The organism is Parabacteroides sp. AF18-52 (assembly GCF_003479145.1).
Classification (GTDB): domain Bacteria; phylum Bacteroidota; class Bacteroidia; order Bacteroidales; family Tannerellaceae; genus Parabacteroides; species Parabacteroides faecis.
Genome location: NZ_QUGR01000027.1, coordinates 16,883 through 31,488, shown reverse-complemented (window position 1 = coordinate 31,488; position 14,606 = coordinate 16,883). Strand labels below are relative to the sequence as shown.

The 14,606-nt window shown below is 45.7% G+C and carries 12 protein-coding genes; 10 read left to right on the top strand and 2 right to left on the bottom strand.

The genetic code is table 11. The features are described from left to right. The first annotated feature begins 363 nt into the window (after positions 1-363). The 3 genes from DWX23_RS23850 to DWX23_RS23840 all read left to right on the top strand — a co-directional run bounded on the left by DWX23_RS23850 (position 364) and on the right by DWX23_RS23840 (position 4,389). Positions 364-1,155, top strand: coding sequence for a DUF6261 family protein (locus DWX23_RS23850; RefSeq protein ID WP_122376342.1), 792 nt, complete (start codon positions 364-366; stop codon positions 1,153-1,155). 45 nt (positions 1,156-1,200) lie between these two features. Then, complete coding sequence (locus DWX23_RS23845) at positions 1,201-3,582, top strand: response regulator (RefSeq protein ID WP_122376341.1); 2,382 nt, start codon at positions 1,201-1,203, stop codon at positions 3,580-3,582. 297 nt (positions 3,583-3,879) lie between these two features. Continuing rightward, positions 3,880-4,389, top strand: coding sequence for an RNA polymerase sigma factor (locus tag DWX23_RS23840; RefSeq protein ID WP_122376340.1), 510 nt, complete (start codon positions 3,880-3,882; stop codon positions 4,387-4,389). 197 nt (positions 4,390-4,586) lie between these two features. Here the strand turns inward: DWX23_RS23840 and DWX23_RS23835 are convergent, their stop codons facing one another. After that, entirely contained in the window at positions 4,587-5,420 is an 834-nt protein-coding gene (locus tag DWX23_RS23835) for an OmpA family protein (protein ID WP_122357286.1), read from the bottom strand. A gap of 95 nt (positions 5,421-5,515) precedes the next feature. Here DWX23_RS23835 and nrfH point away from each other — a divergent pair, with 95 nt between their 5' ends. The 7 genes from nrfH to DWX23_RS23800 all read left to right on the top strand — a co-directional run bounded on the left by nrfH (position 5,516) and on the right by DWX23_RS23800 (position 13,185). Continuing rightward, positions 5,516-6,103, top strand: a complete 588-nt coding sequence (gene nrfH, locus DWX23_RS23830) for a cytochrome c nitrite reductase small subunit (protein WP_122376339.1) — start codon at positions 5,516-5,518, stop codon at positions 6,101-6,103. Between the two features lie 26 nt (positions 6,104-6,129). Further along, complete coding sequence (gene nrfA, locus DWX23_RS23825) at positions 6,130-7,614, top strand: ammonia-forming cytochrome c nitrite reductase (RefSeq protein ID WP_122376338.1); 1,485 nt, start codon at positions 6,130-6,132, stop codon at positions 7,612-7,614. A 4-nt stretch (positions 7,615-7,618) separates the two neighbouring features. After that, positions 7,619-8,890 carry a cytochrome c biogenesis protein ResB gene (locus tag DWX23_RS23820; RefSeq protein ID WP_122376337.1) on the top strand — a complete coding sequence of 424 codons (1,272 nt, stop codon included), beginning with the start codon at positions 7,619-7,621 and terminating at the stop codon, positions 8,888-8,890. 1 nt (position 8,891) lies between these two features. Then, the gene (gene ccsA / locus DWX23_RS23815; RefSeq protein ID WP_122376336.1) at positions 8,892-9,686 is read left to right on the top strand and encodes a cytochrome c biogenesis protein CcsA; all 795 of its coding nucleotides are present in this window, start codon (positions 8,892-8,894) and stop codon (positions 9,684-9,686) included. 37 nt (positions 9,687-9,723) lie between these two features. After that, complete coding sequence (locus tag DWX23_RS23810) at positions 9,724-11,034, top strand: alginate export family protein (RefSeq protein ID WP_122376335.1); 1,311 nt, start codon at positions 9,724-9,726, stop codon at positions 11,032-11,034. Positions 11,035-11,097: 63 nt separating this feature from the next. Then, entirely contained in the window at positions 11,098-11,763 is a 666-nt protein-coding gene (locus tag DWX23_RS23805) for a Crp/Fnr family transcriptional regulator (RefSeq protein ID WP_122376334.1), read from the top strand. An 81-nt stretch (positions 11,764-11,844) separates the two neighbouring features. Beyond that, a complete protein-coding gene (locus DWX23_RS23800; protein ID WP_122376365.1) occupies positions 11,845-13,185 on the top strand; it encodes a sigma-54 dependent transcriptional regulator in 1,341 nt (446 codons plus the stop codon). Positions 13,186-13,274: 89 nt separating this feature from the next. On the opposite strand, the gene DWX23_RS23795 is transcribed toward DWX23_RS23800, so the two are convergent. Continuing rightward, positions 13,275-13,943, bottom strand: coding sequence for a CatA-like O-acetyltransferase (locus tag DWX23_RS23795; RefSeq protein ID WP_122376333.1), 669 nt, complete (start codon positions 13,941-13,943; stop codon positions 13,275-13,277). Positions 13,944-14,606: the final 663 nt, after the last annotated feature.

Here is a 14,606-nt window from a genome sequence, read left to right as displayed (position 1 = left end):
ACCAATATTCCTTGCACTTGACGATTTAATCGCAATACAAAGAAACTTTCCGCCGCGGCACTACGACGAAAAACAATCGATTGGGGAAATTTCACCGACCAGATACGAAACGACAAAAACGATAAGAAAACAATCTCCGACCATGTACGGAGAAATAAAAATCACACTTTTATTCGTTCTTACGCACATTAATACTATCGCTAAGAATGTATTGTACTTCAAATGGCATATGAAACATGTTGAGAAACACTTTTTGCTGTTCCGTACATGGTCGGTAGATGTTTTCCTATTGTTTTCGTCATTCTGTAGTACTACGGAAAAACAAAACGATCCATTTTTATTAAACTTAAAAAGAATACCATTATGGCAAAGATTCAAACTTTCCCAAAATCGCGGTTAAGAAACGGTGAATTATTAGATGCTACAAAAGCAATCATCCAAAAAATGAATAGTCTTGACGGTGTCATTACTTCTGTCAAGTCTTGTTACGATGTTTTCTCAGATAACGTCGACAAATATGAATATAGTATTGTAAAACGTTCTAAAAACGAATTTGTCCTTGAGGTGAATCAGGTAAAAAATGAAAACCTTAATAACCGGAGTACGATTTTCAAAATTGTCGATGGATATAAAAAATCGCGGATCAAAGAAAAAAGATTGGCAGCGATTTCTTTGGTAGCCGCTATCAGCGGATTTAGGAAAGTCCGTAACCTGTCACTGGAAAACTTGATACAGGATACGGTCCAATTTATCAAATTGTTGGAATCCGATCTTTACAAAGACAAAATAACAACCCTCGGACTCACCGAACAGGTAGCTTCCATTAAAACGATCAATAACGAATGTATAGAATTGATCAATAAAAAACTGTCTGTCTATGTCAGCCGTAAACGCCCGGTGAATACAGAAAATGCACGTATATGGGTAAACAAGTCGTACGACGAACTGGTGGACGAACTGAACGCCTACACTCGCTACAACGGTAACGACAAGTACTTTGAATTATTCACCTGGTGGAACGCCATGATCGACGAATATCGCTCCAAGATTTCCGACCGTTATGGCAGCAAGGCTGGCGGTAAGTTGGATAACGGTGTCAGCAACACGCCCTTCCCGGATAGTGGCAGCGGCGGCGACCGTCCTGAAATTGAATAATAACCCGCAAAAACAGTGGGTATAATAACAAATAACAACTACTCTATGGATGACGAATTTTTACAACCCAGGATAGACCTTGAGTATAACATGCTTACAAAGCTTATGGGGGTCAGTATCAGCAAGCATTTGCTGGACGAACATTTAACGCTTCTTTGGGCAAACGATGCTTATTATGAACTGATCGAATATGAAAAAGAAGAATACGAGGCTCTTTTTCATAATCGACCGGATTTATATATGGCCTCCTGTCCTGAATCTGCACAAATGATAAATAATAAAATATATGAAGCTCTCGAAAATCAGCAGAACGGTTATGAGATAGTAGTCCAGATGCCTGTGAAAAGCGGTTTGAAATGGGTTAAGTTGGCGACTACATTTACCGACCAGCTGGTAGATGGGAGAAGTATCGCTTATACTGTTATGACCAATGTCGATGAAAGCATGCAGGAACAACTCGTTAAAAAGATTACCTATAAGCATTTTCCCGGCTTTGTCACGAAACAAAAGATCTGCCGGGACGGAAATTTCATCCTGTTGGAAGCCAATAAGAAATTTATAGAATTTACAGGTATCGATGAGAAGTCGTTTGTCAGCGGCTTGCAGTTTTTTTATCTGGATGAGGAAAACGAGGTCTTGTTCGATAAATACCTTCCTGCCATGCAGAAAGGTGATCCGATCCATTTAACTTTCCACACGAACGACAAGGATGGTAACGATACCTATATGCAGTTGAACGGTACGTGCATCAAATGGGAAAATGATGAACCGATCTATCTCTTTGTCTATATTGACATTACTGAACAATATGAATTACAGAAGCAACTGAAAAAGCAATCTGTCGAATTGCAGAAGGCTTTGCAATTAGCTGAAAAGGCAAATAATGCGAAATCTGATTTTCTTGCCAGTATGAGCCACGATATCCGTACGCCTATGAATGCGATCATAGGTATGAGTTTTCTCGCCAAAGCGAATATAGGTAATGACGAGAAGGTGCTCGATTGCATAAATAAAATCGAAAGCTCGTCAAATATGCTTCTGGGGTTGATCAACGAAGTTCTGGACATGTCGAAGATCGAAAGCGGCAAGCTGCTTTTATCGAAAGACGAGATCAACATAGGTGTCTTGCTGGAAGAACTGGTCTTGATGATGCAACCCGAAATAAAAAAGAAAAAGCATACTTTACATATTCATATCACGAAAATGCAACATGAGAATGTTGTAGGAGACGCACAACGTATCAAACAGGTTTTTATGAATCTGTTGTCCAATGCCATTAAATATACACCCGAAAAGGGTCAGATCAATGTCACGATAGAAGAAAAAGACATCCAGAACAATACAGGAATGTACAAGTTTGTATTTGAAGATAACGGGCGGGGTATGAAACCTGAATTTCTTGAAAAAATATTTCTCCCTTTTGAACGCGCCAAAGATACAGCAGTTTCAACGATTCAGGGAACCGGACTCGGCATGTCGATCAGTTACAAAATAATCGAAATGATGGGCGGTACGATCCGTGTGGAAAGCGAATACGGCAAGGGGTCGTGCTTCACGGTCATACTCCCGATGATATACAGGGAACAGGCTCCCGTTGAAGATATAGACACCAACGAACGTCCGATCCTGGTGGTAGATAACGATGAGCTTTCCTGCCTGAGCGTCTGCCATCATCTAACGGAACTGGGTATCGCCAATAAACATGTCCCTTCGGGGTATGAAGCCTTGAGGGAGGTACAAAAATACAAGAAGGAAGATAAATATTATTTTGCCATCATACTTGATTTGAAAATGCCGGGTATAGATGGATTAAGAACTGCCGACGGAATAAGAATGATCGTGGGCGAGGATATACCGATCATTATCTTATCGGCTTACGACATCGAAGAATATGAGGAAGAAGCCCGGAAAGCGAAAGTCGATGCTTGCATGACCAAGCCGGTGTACCGATCGAAACTGGTCAATACCCTGAAATCTTTTGTGAAAACGGAAGAAAAAGAGGTGAAGAAAGAGGTTCGGCCTAGTTTTTTTAACAACGATTATTCCGGCAAGCGCATCCTGGTGGTCGAAGACAACGAACTGAACCGTGAGATAGCCATCAGTATCCTAAGCATGAGCGGAGTTAGCGTAGAAGCTGCCGTTGATGGGCAGGATGCGATAAATATTGTGTCATGTTCGGAGGAAGGTTATTATGATTTGATCCTGATGGATGTTCAGATGCCTGTGCTGAACGGGTATGATGCGACGCGAAGGATCAGGTTGCTCCCGCGTTTGGATGTGTTGCGAATGCCGATTATTGCGATGACGGCAAATGCTTTTACAGAAGATATAAAGCTTGCGCTTCAGTCGGGGATGAACGCGCATCTGGCTAAACCGATCGATATTAAGGCATTGTCCGGTGTTTTAAATAAATATTTACGTCAATAGATCGGTATCGGGGGTGTACCGTCAGTCCGTTTTGTCATGTCGGACGCGGTGCACCCTTTTGCGTTTTCTGCAAGCCTTGTTCCGTGGTGGGTTGGGGCGTTATTGAAGAAACTGATCCGTTAGTTGTAAATATTGCTCATTATCAGCACTTTTAAGTATAAATATATTAAGATGGCGCCTTATTTATTAATGTATGCCAACGAATGAAAATCGTATTGTTAAGTTTCTTATATTTGTATCATATTTAACGCTGATTAATAGCGGATAATCGTTTTAATTACACAAAAAAATAATGATATGAATACACTCCAATTCCAACAAAAATTAGTAGGCTTGCAAGAGAACATGCTGAACTTTGCACTTATGCTTACTGCCGACCGGGACGATGCCCAGGATTTGTTGCAGGATACAACACTGAAAGTGTTGAATAATCAGGAAAAGTTCGTTGATAACGTCAACTTCAAGGGGTGGGTTTTAACTGTAATGCGCAATATTTTCATCAATAACTACCACAAAGTTGTACGTACGCAGACAATCGTCGATTCGAGTGCCGACCTGTATAATTTGAATGTAACAAGCGATTCAGGTTTCGACTCTCCCGATTCTTCCTACCAGATACAGGAAATATCCAAGGCGATCGAGCAACTGAACGATGATTTAAGAGTTCCGTTCTCTATGTTCGTAAGCGGTTACAAGTACCACGAAATAGCTGAAAAACTGAATCTCCCGTTAGGCACTATCAAGAGCCGTATCTTTTTTGCCCGCCAGGAGTTACAGAAGGTTCTGAAAGATTTCAGATTTATGTAAACGACTGTCTCTTCCATGACAATAAAGCCGTCGCAGGCTTCCGTAACAGGAAACGCAGACGGCGCAAAGTACGCAGGGTCTTACAGATTTATTCTTTTAATGAGTAATATGGTCTGGATTTCCCTGCGTATTTTGTGTTGTCTGCGTTCTTTTTTGCAGACTTTCGCGGCTGCCTTATTTTTTTATATTTATATATATTATTGTAACATCTGGTACAGCTTGTCCAGCTTCGGAGCCATGATGATTTCCGTACGGCGGTTCTTGCTGCGTCCTTCGGCCGATTCGTTGTCGGCTACCGGCATATATTCGCCGCGTCCGCTGGGCTGGATCTGCAACGGGTTCACGCCATAATCTTTGGTCAGGATGCGGACTACCGATGTAGCACGTATCACGCTCAAATCCCAGTTGTCCTTGAACTGTGCCGTATTGATCGGCTTGCTGTCGGTGTGCCCTTCGATATATACGTCTATATCCGACTGTTTGTTGAGGACTTCCGCCAGCTTTGCCAACGCTTCTTTTCCTCGTTTGTCCACGCGCGCGCTGCCCGATTCGAATAACAGCTTGTCGGACATGGCGACATACACTTTGCCGTCTTTTTCAGTCACCGTCAGTTCGTCGCTGCTGAAGCCCAGCAGGGCATCCTTCACGCTGTTCAGCAGGTTGCGGACTTTCTCGTTCTGGGCGTTGATCATGTCCTGCAGTTCGTTGATCGTCCGTTCACGTTCGTTCAGCTCTTCCATCTTCTGGCTGAGGAGGCTGTTCAGTTTCTCCTGTTGTGTCATGTTCGAACTGAGCATCGTCTGGTAATTGCGGATATTGCTGCCCATGCGTGTCGTGTCGCGCTGGAGGGCGGCGAGGCGCTCGTTCAGCTTGTCGCCGGTATCCCGGCAATCTACCAGTTGTTCCTGTAGCGCGTTGCCACGGCCGATGGCTTCGAGACGCCCGTTTTCAGCTTCCAGGTATTTCTTTTTCGTTACACATGAAGTGCACATCAGCAGTGCGGAGACTGCTATGAATAAAACTTTTCTCATTTCTTCTATAATTTTCGTGCAATGTAATATTTATTACATTTTACTTGTATCCGAATTAAGATATTTGTAATCAATTAAACTTTAATTAAGGCTGTATGAAGATAAAAGAGATCATAAACACGATTCTGCCTACCCGGCGCAGCAAGTTATTTGCGCTTGTGGCGAGTGGGGCGATCTGTGGTCTGGGCTTTTATACATTTTATGTATCGAGGGCCTGGAGTTACTTGTCGGATGAGCCGTCGACCTGTGTGAACTGCCATATCATGGGGCCTTATTATGCCACCTGGAAACATAGTTCGCACAGCAGGAACGCCACCTGCAACGACTGCCATGTGCCACACGAAAACGCCGCGAAGAAATGGTTCTTCAAAGGAATGGACGGCATGCGTCATGCCACTGTATTTATGATGCGCGGGGAGCCGCAGGTGATCCAGGCTATCGACGAGAGTGCCGAAGTCATTATGAACAACTGTATCCGCTGCCATACGCAATTGAATACGGAATTTGTCAATGCGGGCCGGATCGACCACGAAATGGCTATGGCAGGAGAGGGGAAGGCCTGCTGGGACTGCCATCGCGAAGTGCCTCACGGAGGATCGAACAGCCTTTCGTCGACACCGTCGGCCATCGTTCCTTACCCGAAAACCAATACGCCTGATTGGCTGAAAGAGATGCTTAAGTAAAACGAATAAAATAAAAATCAACGAATATGGAAAAGAAACTTAAATCATGGCAGGGCTGGTTGTTGTTTATCGGAACAATGGCTGTCGTTTTTGTACTGGGTGTACTGGCCGCTTCTATCAACGAGAGACGGGCTGAAATTGCCAGCGTTATGAATAACAAGAAGGTCGAAATCAAAGGGATTGAAGCGGTGAACGAAAAGTTCGCCCCGAACTATCCGCGCGAATATGAAACATGGACGCAGACTGCCGATACCAGCTTCCGGAGCCAGTTCAACGGCAACCAGATGGTCGATGTACTCGAAGCGCGTCCCGAAATGGTGATCCTTTGGGCGGGATATGCTTTCTCGAAAGATTATTCAACTCCGCGTGGTCACATGCATGCGATCGAGGATATGCGCCATACCTTGCGTGTCGGTTCCCCGATGACACCGGACGAAGGCCCGCAACCGGCAACTTGCTGGACTTGTAAAAGTCCGGATGTCCCGCGTATGATGCAGGCTATCGGTGTCGATAATTTCTATAAAGGAAAATGGGCTTCTATGGGCACGGAGATCGTGAACCCCATCGGTTGTGCCGATTGCCATGAGTCGGAGAATATGAATCTTCATATCAGCCGTCCGGCTTTGATAGAAGCCTTCCAGCGCCAGGGACGCGATATCAATAAAGCGACCCAACAGGAGATGCGCTCGCTGGTCTGCGCACAATGCCATGTGGAATACTATTTCAAAGGGGACGGCAAATATCTGACTTTCCCCTGGGATAAAGGTTTTACGGTTGAGGATATGGAGGCTTACTACGATGAGGAAGGTTTTGCAGATTATACGCATAAATTAAGCCGCACACCGATACTGAAAGCGCAGCATCCGGACTATGAACTCTCCATGATGGGTATCCACGCACAGCGCGGTGTTTCGTGTGCCGACTGCCACATGCCTTACAAGAGCGAAGGCGGTGTGAAATATAGCGACCATCATATTATGAGTCCGCTGGCTATGATCGACCGTACCTGCCAGGTTTGCCACCGCGAAAGCGAAGAGACGCTCCGCAACAACGTTTATGAACGCCAGAATAAGGCGAACGAAATGCGTAACCGCCTCGAAACGGAACTGGCAAAGGCTCATATAGAAGCTAAATTTGCCTGGGATAAGGGCGCTACGGAAGATCAGATGGCTCCGATATTGAAACTGCTTCGTCAGGCACAATGGCGCTGGGACTTCGGTGTTGCTTCCCACGGCGGTGCATTCCATGCTCCCCAGGAGATACAGCGTATTTTGGGCAATGGTCTGGATAAGACTATGCAGGCTCGCCTGGCGGTATCGAAGGTGTTGTCGAAATTAGGTTACACGGACGATGTGCCGATGCCGGATATCTCTACAAAAGACAAAGCACAACAATATATCGGCCTGGATATGGCTGCCGAACGTCAGGCTAAGGAAAAGTTCATGAACACGATCGTTCCGGAATGGATCAAAGAGGCGAAGGCAAACAAACGTCTGGCTGATAAGATTTAAAGATATGTGGAGACAACCCTGGGGATATAAGGAAGGATGGGCAATCTGTATCGGCCTGTTCATTACCGGAGCGGTTCTGCAACTGACGGCCGGAAAGGTTGATCCGACGCTTTTCCGGTATCCCCTGAATGCTATAACGGGAGGTTTGTTCCTGTTTTTCTTGATAATGGTATATATCGCGAGCCGTAAAGCTGCTGCTTTGCAGTGGTTTTACAGCCTCACGGCGAGTATTACGTCTTTAACTGCATGGATGGTTTTGGTTATCATCATGGGACTGACCCGACAGGTGGCTCCCTCCGTAACGGTTACTCACGGAGGACTACTGTCTGGGTTGGGTTTCATGCAGATGACGCTCTCGTGGCCTTTTATGTTGTTGTTCCTTTACTTTCTTTCGGTATTAGGATTAGTGACTATTCGTAAAGTAGCTCATTTCAGAAAAAAAGATATCCCTTTTATCCTGAATCATGCAGGATTGTTCATCACTCTGCTGGCGGCTATCCTGGGAAACGGCGATTTGCAGCGCATGCGTATGACGGTTCCTTTAGAGCAACCCGAATGGCGGGCGACGGATGAGACCGGGGAAATGAAAGAACTACCTTTGGCGATTGAATTGAAATCTTTTACGATTGATGAATATCCTCCGAAACTGCTGGTTATCGATAACACGACTGGAAATGCGTTACCGGAAAATAATCCTGAAAACATGTTGGTGGAAGAGACGCCTTTATCAGGTTCTTTATTGGATTGGGAGGTGGAAGTGATCCGCTCGCTTCCGATGGCTGCCTGTGTTCATGGGAAAGATACGGTAAACTTTGTCGAGTTTCATTCCGAAGGTGCCACTTCCGCTGTCTTTGTCAGGGTACGCAATAAGAAAGATGGTGTGGAGAAGAGCGGTTGGGTGAGTTGCGGCAGTTTCATGTTCCCGTACGTCTCCTTGCAACTGAACGACGAGATCAGCCTGGTGATGCCGGGTCGGGAGCCGAAACGCTTTGCTTCTGAAGTTTCCGTCTATACGCAGGACAAGAAGCAGGCCGATGCGCTTATCGAAGTCAACAAGCCTTTCAGCATAGCCGGATGGAAAATTTATCAGCTGAGCTATGACGAGACGAAGGGGAAGTGGAGCACTGTCAGCGTCTTTGAATTGGTTCGCGATCCGTGGCTTCCGGTGGTATACGCCGGCATCCTGATGCTGTTGCTCGGCTCTGTATGCCTGTTCATTCAGGCTCCGGGAAATAAGGAGGAGGAAGCGGCCGCTAACGACACAAAAACAGAATAATATGGATTGGAGTCATTTTATATATTTCGCTTTGCCGTCCGTTATCTGCTGGACGATAGGTGCGGCGATGGCCTACCGGACGAATAAGCCGGGGCAGGTCATCGGGTGGACGGTTGCCGGACTGGCGATATTCATGGCTTTCATTGTGGGCATGTGGATGTCGTTGGAACGTCCGCCGCTCCGGACGATGGGCGAGACGCGCTTGTGGTACTCGTTCTTCCTGCCGGTTGCGGGGATCATTACTTATATCCGCTGGCGGTATAAATGGATATTGTCGTTCAGTACGGTGCTGTCTTTTGTCTTTATCTGCATTAATCTGTTCAAGCCGGAGATACATAATAAAACGCTGATGCCTGCCTTGCAGAGTCCGTGGTTTGCACCGCATGTGATAGTATATATGTTTGCTTACGCGATGCTGGGAGCGGCGGCGATCGTGGCTGTCTATCTGTTGATCCGCTCGTGGAAGAGGCCGATAGACCGGAAGGTGATGAGCCTTTGCGACAACCTGGTCTATGTAGGGACTGCCTTTCTGACGATCGGCATGCTGTTCGGTGCACTTTGGGCGAAAGAGGCCTGGGGGCATTATTGGAGTTGGGACCCGAAAGAGACCTGGGCGGCTGCGACCTGGCTGGGCAACCTGCTGTACATTCATTTCAGGCTTCACAGGTACAAACAATATAAGGTTGCTCTCGGATTATTGGTGTTCGCTTTTGTCCTGCTACAGGTTTGCTGGTTCGGCGTGAATTACCTGCCTTCAGCACAGGGAAACAGCGTGCACGTATATAACATGGAATAAAAAGCAAATAGAAATATTAACTTTAAATAGAAACGATATGAAAAAACGGGTGATTGTTTTTTCCGGGCTTCTGTTACTAGGCTCGGTGTGGATGAAAGCAGATGAAAATGAAACATCCAAAGATAAGGAGAATACCTTCTCTATGAGTGCGCAGATACGCCCCAGGGCGGAATACCGCAACGGTGTATTAAATCCCCGTAGTGAAGGGCAGGGACCGGCAGGCTTTATCAACAACCGTGCCCGTCTTTCTATGAATTACAAGCGGCAGAATCTCTCGCTGGGCCTTTCCGCACAGCATGTCGGTGTCTGGGGACAGGACCCGCAGATAGATAAGAACGGTCGCTTCATCCTGAACGAGGCATGGGCACAACTGGACTTCGGTTACGGCCTGTTTGCCAAACTCGGACGCCAGTCCCTGATCTACGATGACGAACGCATCCTTGGCGGGCTTGACTGGAACATTGCCGGTCGTTACCACGACGCTCTCAAACTCGGTTACGAAAACAAAAAGAATAAACTCCACCTGATCCTCGCCTTCAACCAGAACGACGAAACTAAAATCGATGGCACCTTCTACGCCGACGGTGCGCAGCCCTACAAAAACATGCAGACACTATGGTACCAGCACGTCGCCAGCAAAGAGTTTAAAGCTTCGTTCTTATTTATGAATCTCGGACTGGAAGCCGGTGAGCAGAAAGAACAAAAGTCCGACACGAAGTTCATGCAGACGATGGGTGCGAATCTGTACTATCAGCCGGGCGACTGGACTTTCGGCGGTACTTTCTATTACCAGTCAGGAAAGAATAAGAACAAGCGTGACGTTTCCGCTTTTCTATGGGCGTTGAATGCCGCCTATAAATTCAATTCGCAGTGGAGCATGGGGATCGGTAGCGATTACCTGAGCGGTGCAGGCACAGCGGACGGTCCTGATGCCAAATACAAGGCTTTCGATCCGTTATACGGAACGCATCATAAGTTCTACGGTGCTATGGATTATTACTATGCCACACCGTTCAAGGACAACTTAAATCCGGGCTTGTGGGACAACCAGATAAAGGTCGCTTACAACGCTTCTTCAAAGGTAAACCTCGCCCTGACTTATCATTACTTCTCGATCACCAGCGATCTCACTGTAAACGGCAAGGATCTCGATCGCGGCCTGGGTTCCGAACTCGATCTTCAGGTCGACTGGCAGATCATGAAAGACGTGAAGCTCTCCGCAGGCTATTCCACCATGTTCGGAACATCGACGATGGAAGCCGTCAAGGGAGGCAGCAAAGACAGCTGGCAGGATTGGGGATGGTTGTCAATCAACATTAATCCAAGAATATTTACTGCCAAGTGGTAGTTTGTAGTATCGGAAATGTTCTTATCTTTGTATGGAACATTTCCGACACTAAATCGATGCCGAATGAATATAACTGATATCTTTAAAATACCACTGTTCCGGAATTTTACGCAGAAGATGCAGGACGAGTTTCTGGAGAATATAGAATATACTATTGAAGAACATTCGAAAGGAAAAATCATTATCCACCAGGGTTCCCCCTGTCATGCCATACATGTATTGCTGGAAGGTAAGCTGAACGTAGATGTAGTCGACGTTTCAGGAGGCGAAGTACGGGTAGAGGTCATCAAGGCGCCCCGCACGTTTGCCACTCCGCATGTGTTTGCTGAAAAGAATCAGTTCCCTGCCACTTTCTCCGTCGAAGAAGATGTCGTTCTGATGAAGATACCCAAAGAATCATTCTTTAAGGTCATGCATACGACTCCCCTTTTACTCCATAATTTCCTTTGCGTCAGTACGAGTTGCAACAAATGCACGATGACCCGCCTGCGTGTTTTGTCTTTTCGTGGCATCCGTAGCCGTTACATCTATTATTTGCTCGACCATCTGAAGGAAGGTGAAGATATCGTAGAGATGGAACATAACCAGGTGCAGCTCGCCGAATACTTCGGAGTCACGCGCCCCGCCCTTTCCAAGGAAATCGGCAAGCTCGTAGACAGCAGCTTCATCAGCCTGGGTAGAGGAAAGGTGAAGATCCTGAACAAGCAAGCCCTGATAAACCTGTTATAGCCTTGAATATATTCTTTTGCATCCCCTTGTGGAAAAAAATAATCATTGTACATTTGCGACGGTTATCAGAAACCGGACAACATGGGAAAAGTACTGATTATTGACGACGAAAAACAAATTTTAGGTTTATTATCACGGATCATCGGACTGGAAGGATACGATGTTCTCCAGGCAGCCACCTGCAAAGCAGGCCTGAAGCAACTGGAGCAGCATACACCCGAAGTTATCCTGTGCGACGTCTGCTTGCCCGACGGCAGCGGTGTGGAACTTGTCAGCGAACTAAAGAAACTGCGTCCCTTCTCCGAAGTTATTTTACTGACGGCGCACGGTAATATCCCTGACGGTGTACAAGCGATCAAGAATGGTGCTTTCGACTACATTACCAAAGGCGATGATAACAATAAAATACTCCCCTTGATCGCAAAGGCGATGGAAAAAGCCTCTGCCGCCTACCAGCAGAGCAAGCTATCCACTTCGCCGGTCGGCAGACAATACTCGTTCGATACCATCGTAGGCAAATCGCCAGCCATTCAGGAAGCGATTGCCCTGGCCCGCAAGGTTGCCCAGACCGATGTACCTGTCCTCCTGACCGGCGAAACCGGGACGGGCAAGGAAGTCTTCGCCCAATCCATCCATCAACACAGTACCCGGAGCGGAAAAGCCTTTGTTGCGATCAATTGTTCTTCTTTCAGCCGCGATCTGTTGGAGAGCGATATGTTCGGACACAAAGCCGGGGCTTTTACAGGCGCATTGAAAGAGACGAAAGGTCTTTTTGAAGAGGCCGACAACGGTACGATCTTCCTCGATGAGATCGGAGAAATGGCCTTCGACCTGCAAGCCAAGCTGCTCCGTATCCTTGAAACCGGCGAGTTCATCAAGATCGGCGATACCCGCCCCGTCAAGGTGAATGTCCGCGTCATAGCGGCTACAAACCGTGACCTGTCGAAAGAGATTGCCGAAGGACATTTCCGGGAGGATTTATTCTACCGCCTGTCCGTCTTCCAGATCCATCTGCCGGCATTACGGGAGAGGGTGGAGGATATTCCGCTGCATGTGAAGGCTTTTGTTTCCACCTTGTCTGCCAAGATGGGAAAAGACATCAAGGCGATCTCTCCGGATTATATTGATTTATTGAAAAAAAATCCCTGGAAAGGGAATGTGCGTGAGCTTCGCAATGTGGTAGAACGCAGCCTGATCATAGCCGATGACGATACACTGACCCCGGATTCATTGCCGTTAAATATACAGCGTACAGATGCAGTAGAAACAGATGCTTATGCCGGATTTGACCTAAGCGGCGTTGAGAAAATGCATATTCAGAAGGTACTTAAATATACGAAAGGAAATAAAACAGAGACTTCGCGCCTACTGGGGATCGGCTTGACTACGCTTTACAGGAAGATTGAAGAATATGGGTTGTGATTGGCTCTGACACACTCCTTTGCCCCTTCCCAAGAGCAAAGGGAGGTATTTTCGTCACTATAAGAAAAGGGAATATGAAGGACATTCGCTTATCGTAAATAGGCTTCTACTTTCTGATAGAATGTTGCCAGATGCGCACCATCTACAAAACCATGATGCACATTGATCGCAACAGGCATCACCAGTTTTCCTTCCCTCACGACGGCCTTTCCGACGTTCAGCAACGGGTAACTGCTTCCGCTCGGTCGCTCCTGCGTGTGCGTCATCGATGTAAAATACAGGTCTGGCGTTGCGCTCACCAGGATAACACTATACCGCTGGTCTTCGGTGGAGTCATTTTCGGTTCCGTACGGGTTTCCGTCTTCCGGAATAGAATCGATTATATGACGCGCTTCCCGATAGAAGGCCACAAAGTCCTCTTTCCACGGAATCCTCACCGTATAGAACTTCCCATTTGCTTGCATCCGGATAGGACACAACACATCGACAGTCTCAAAACATAGGATCTGCCCCTCATTATCCACTCTGAACCGCAACTCTTCTATCTCATTTGCCGCCCGCAGGATCGCGTATAAATAATGCAGGAAAAAGGACTCCTCATTCTGTTTCGCTTTCTCTTTTGCCCCCGAGCATTCAACCTCTGACGTAATAGTTATACACGGATTCAGGAAATTTCTGAAGAAGTTAAAGTTATCTTTACGTTCCCACGATTCAAAATCTACCATTCGCTTTTTAGGAAAAGTCGTTTGCTTGTCCATTCGATACTAAGTTTAATTGATTGCCTGCAAAGATAGCGATTTCATATGAACGGAATGAGTTTCTAAATTGGATAGGTTTATATTTTGAATAAATTCAGAGATATTACAGTCTCTTTTGTATCATCGAAAATATTCATTCACTTTTGCTGCAACTGATTGACGATATTATCGATCTGGGTTCTATACTCATTGTTCGTCCGGTCGGAGATAAATTAAAACATGCTTGATAGGATTTTGACAATGGAGATACTTATTGTAAAATAATATTTATTAAATAAATGCTTTTCGTGGAGAATAATACTGTTAAATGTGTGTTGCTTATAGTGTTTGTAGAACTTGAAAAATAGTCAATAAAAGTGTTAAATATGAATGACTAAAATAAACGAACGTTTTTTTCATTCATTTGCAAATGTATGATTTTATCTTAATTAAAAAAACAATTTCAAAGAAAAAAAATACAGAAGCATTGAATTTCCACAACTTCAAAAAAGCTAGGCAACAAAAACACAATATGTAAAGAGGTCTTAAAAAATGACTAGATAAAACGTTCGTTTTTTCTAGTCATTTAATCATTAACTATTAAATACAATAAACAAACAAACTCCCTTATCGGGTCATAACTAATATTAGAATAGTATGGAACAACAGCAATACGATCATCCT

Bases quoted from the DNA above. Each gene is read 5' to 3' on its own strand.
- ccsA (WP_122376336.1), top strand. From the start codon at position 8,892: ATGGATTGGAGTCATTTTATATATTTCGCTTTGCCGTCCGTTATCTGC.
- DWX23_RS23795 (WP_122376333.1), bottom strand. From the start codon at position 13,943: ATGGACAAGCAAACGACTTTTCCTAAAAAGCGAATGGTAGATTTTGAA.
- nrfH (WP_122376339.1), top strand. From the start codon at position 5,516: ATGAAGATAAAAGAGATCATAAACACGATTCTGCCTACCCGGCGCAGC.
- DWX23_RS23845 (WP_122376341.1), top strand. From the start codon at position 1,201: ATGGATGACGAATTTTTACAACCCAGGATAGACCTTGAGTATAACATG.
- DWX23_RS23850 (WP_122376342.1), top strand. From the start codon at position 364: ATGGCAAAGATTCAAACTTTCCCAAAATCGCGGTTAAGAAACGGTGAA.
- nrfA (WP_122376338.1), top strand. From the start codon at position 6,130: ATGGAAAAGAAACTTAAATCATGGCAGGGCTGGTTGTTGTTTATCGGA.
- DWX23_RS23835 (WP_122357286.1), bottom strand. From the start codon at position 5,420: ATGAGAAAAGTTTTATTCATAGCAGTCTCCGCACTGCTGATGTGCACT.
- DWX23_RS23810 (WP_122376335.1), top strand. From the start codon at position 9,724: ATGAAAAAACGGGTGATTGTTTTTTCCGGGCTTCTGTTACTAGGCTCG.
- DWX23_RS23820 (WP_122376337.1), top strand. From the start codon at position 7,619: ATGTGGAGACAACCCTGGGGATATAAGGAAGGATGGGCAATCTGTATC.
- DWX23_RS23800 (WP_122376365.1), top strand. From the start codon at position 11,845: ATGGGAAAAGTACTGATTATTGACGACGAAAAACAAATTTTAGGTTTA.
- DWX23_RS23805 (WP_122376334.1), top strand. From the start codon at position 11,098: ATGAATATAACTGATATCTTTAAAATACCACTGTTCCGGAATTTTACG.
- DWX23_RS23840 (WP_122376340.1), top strand. From the start codon at position 3,880: ATGAATACACTCCAATTCCAACAAAAATTAGTAGGCTTGCAAGAGAAC.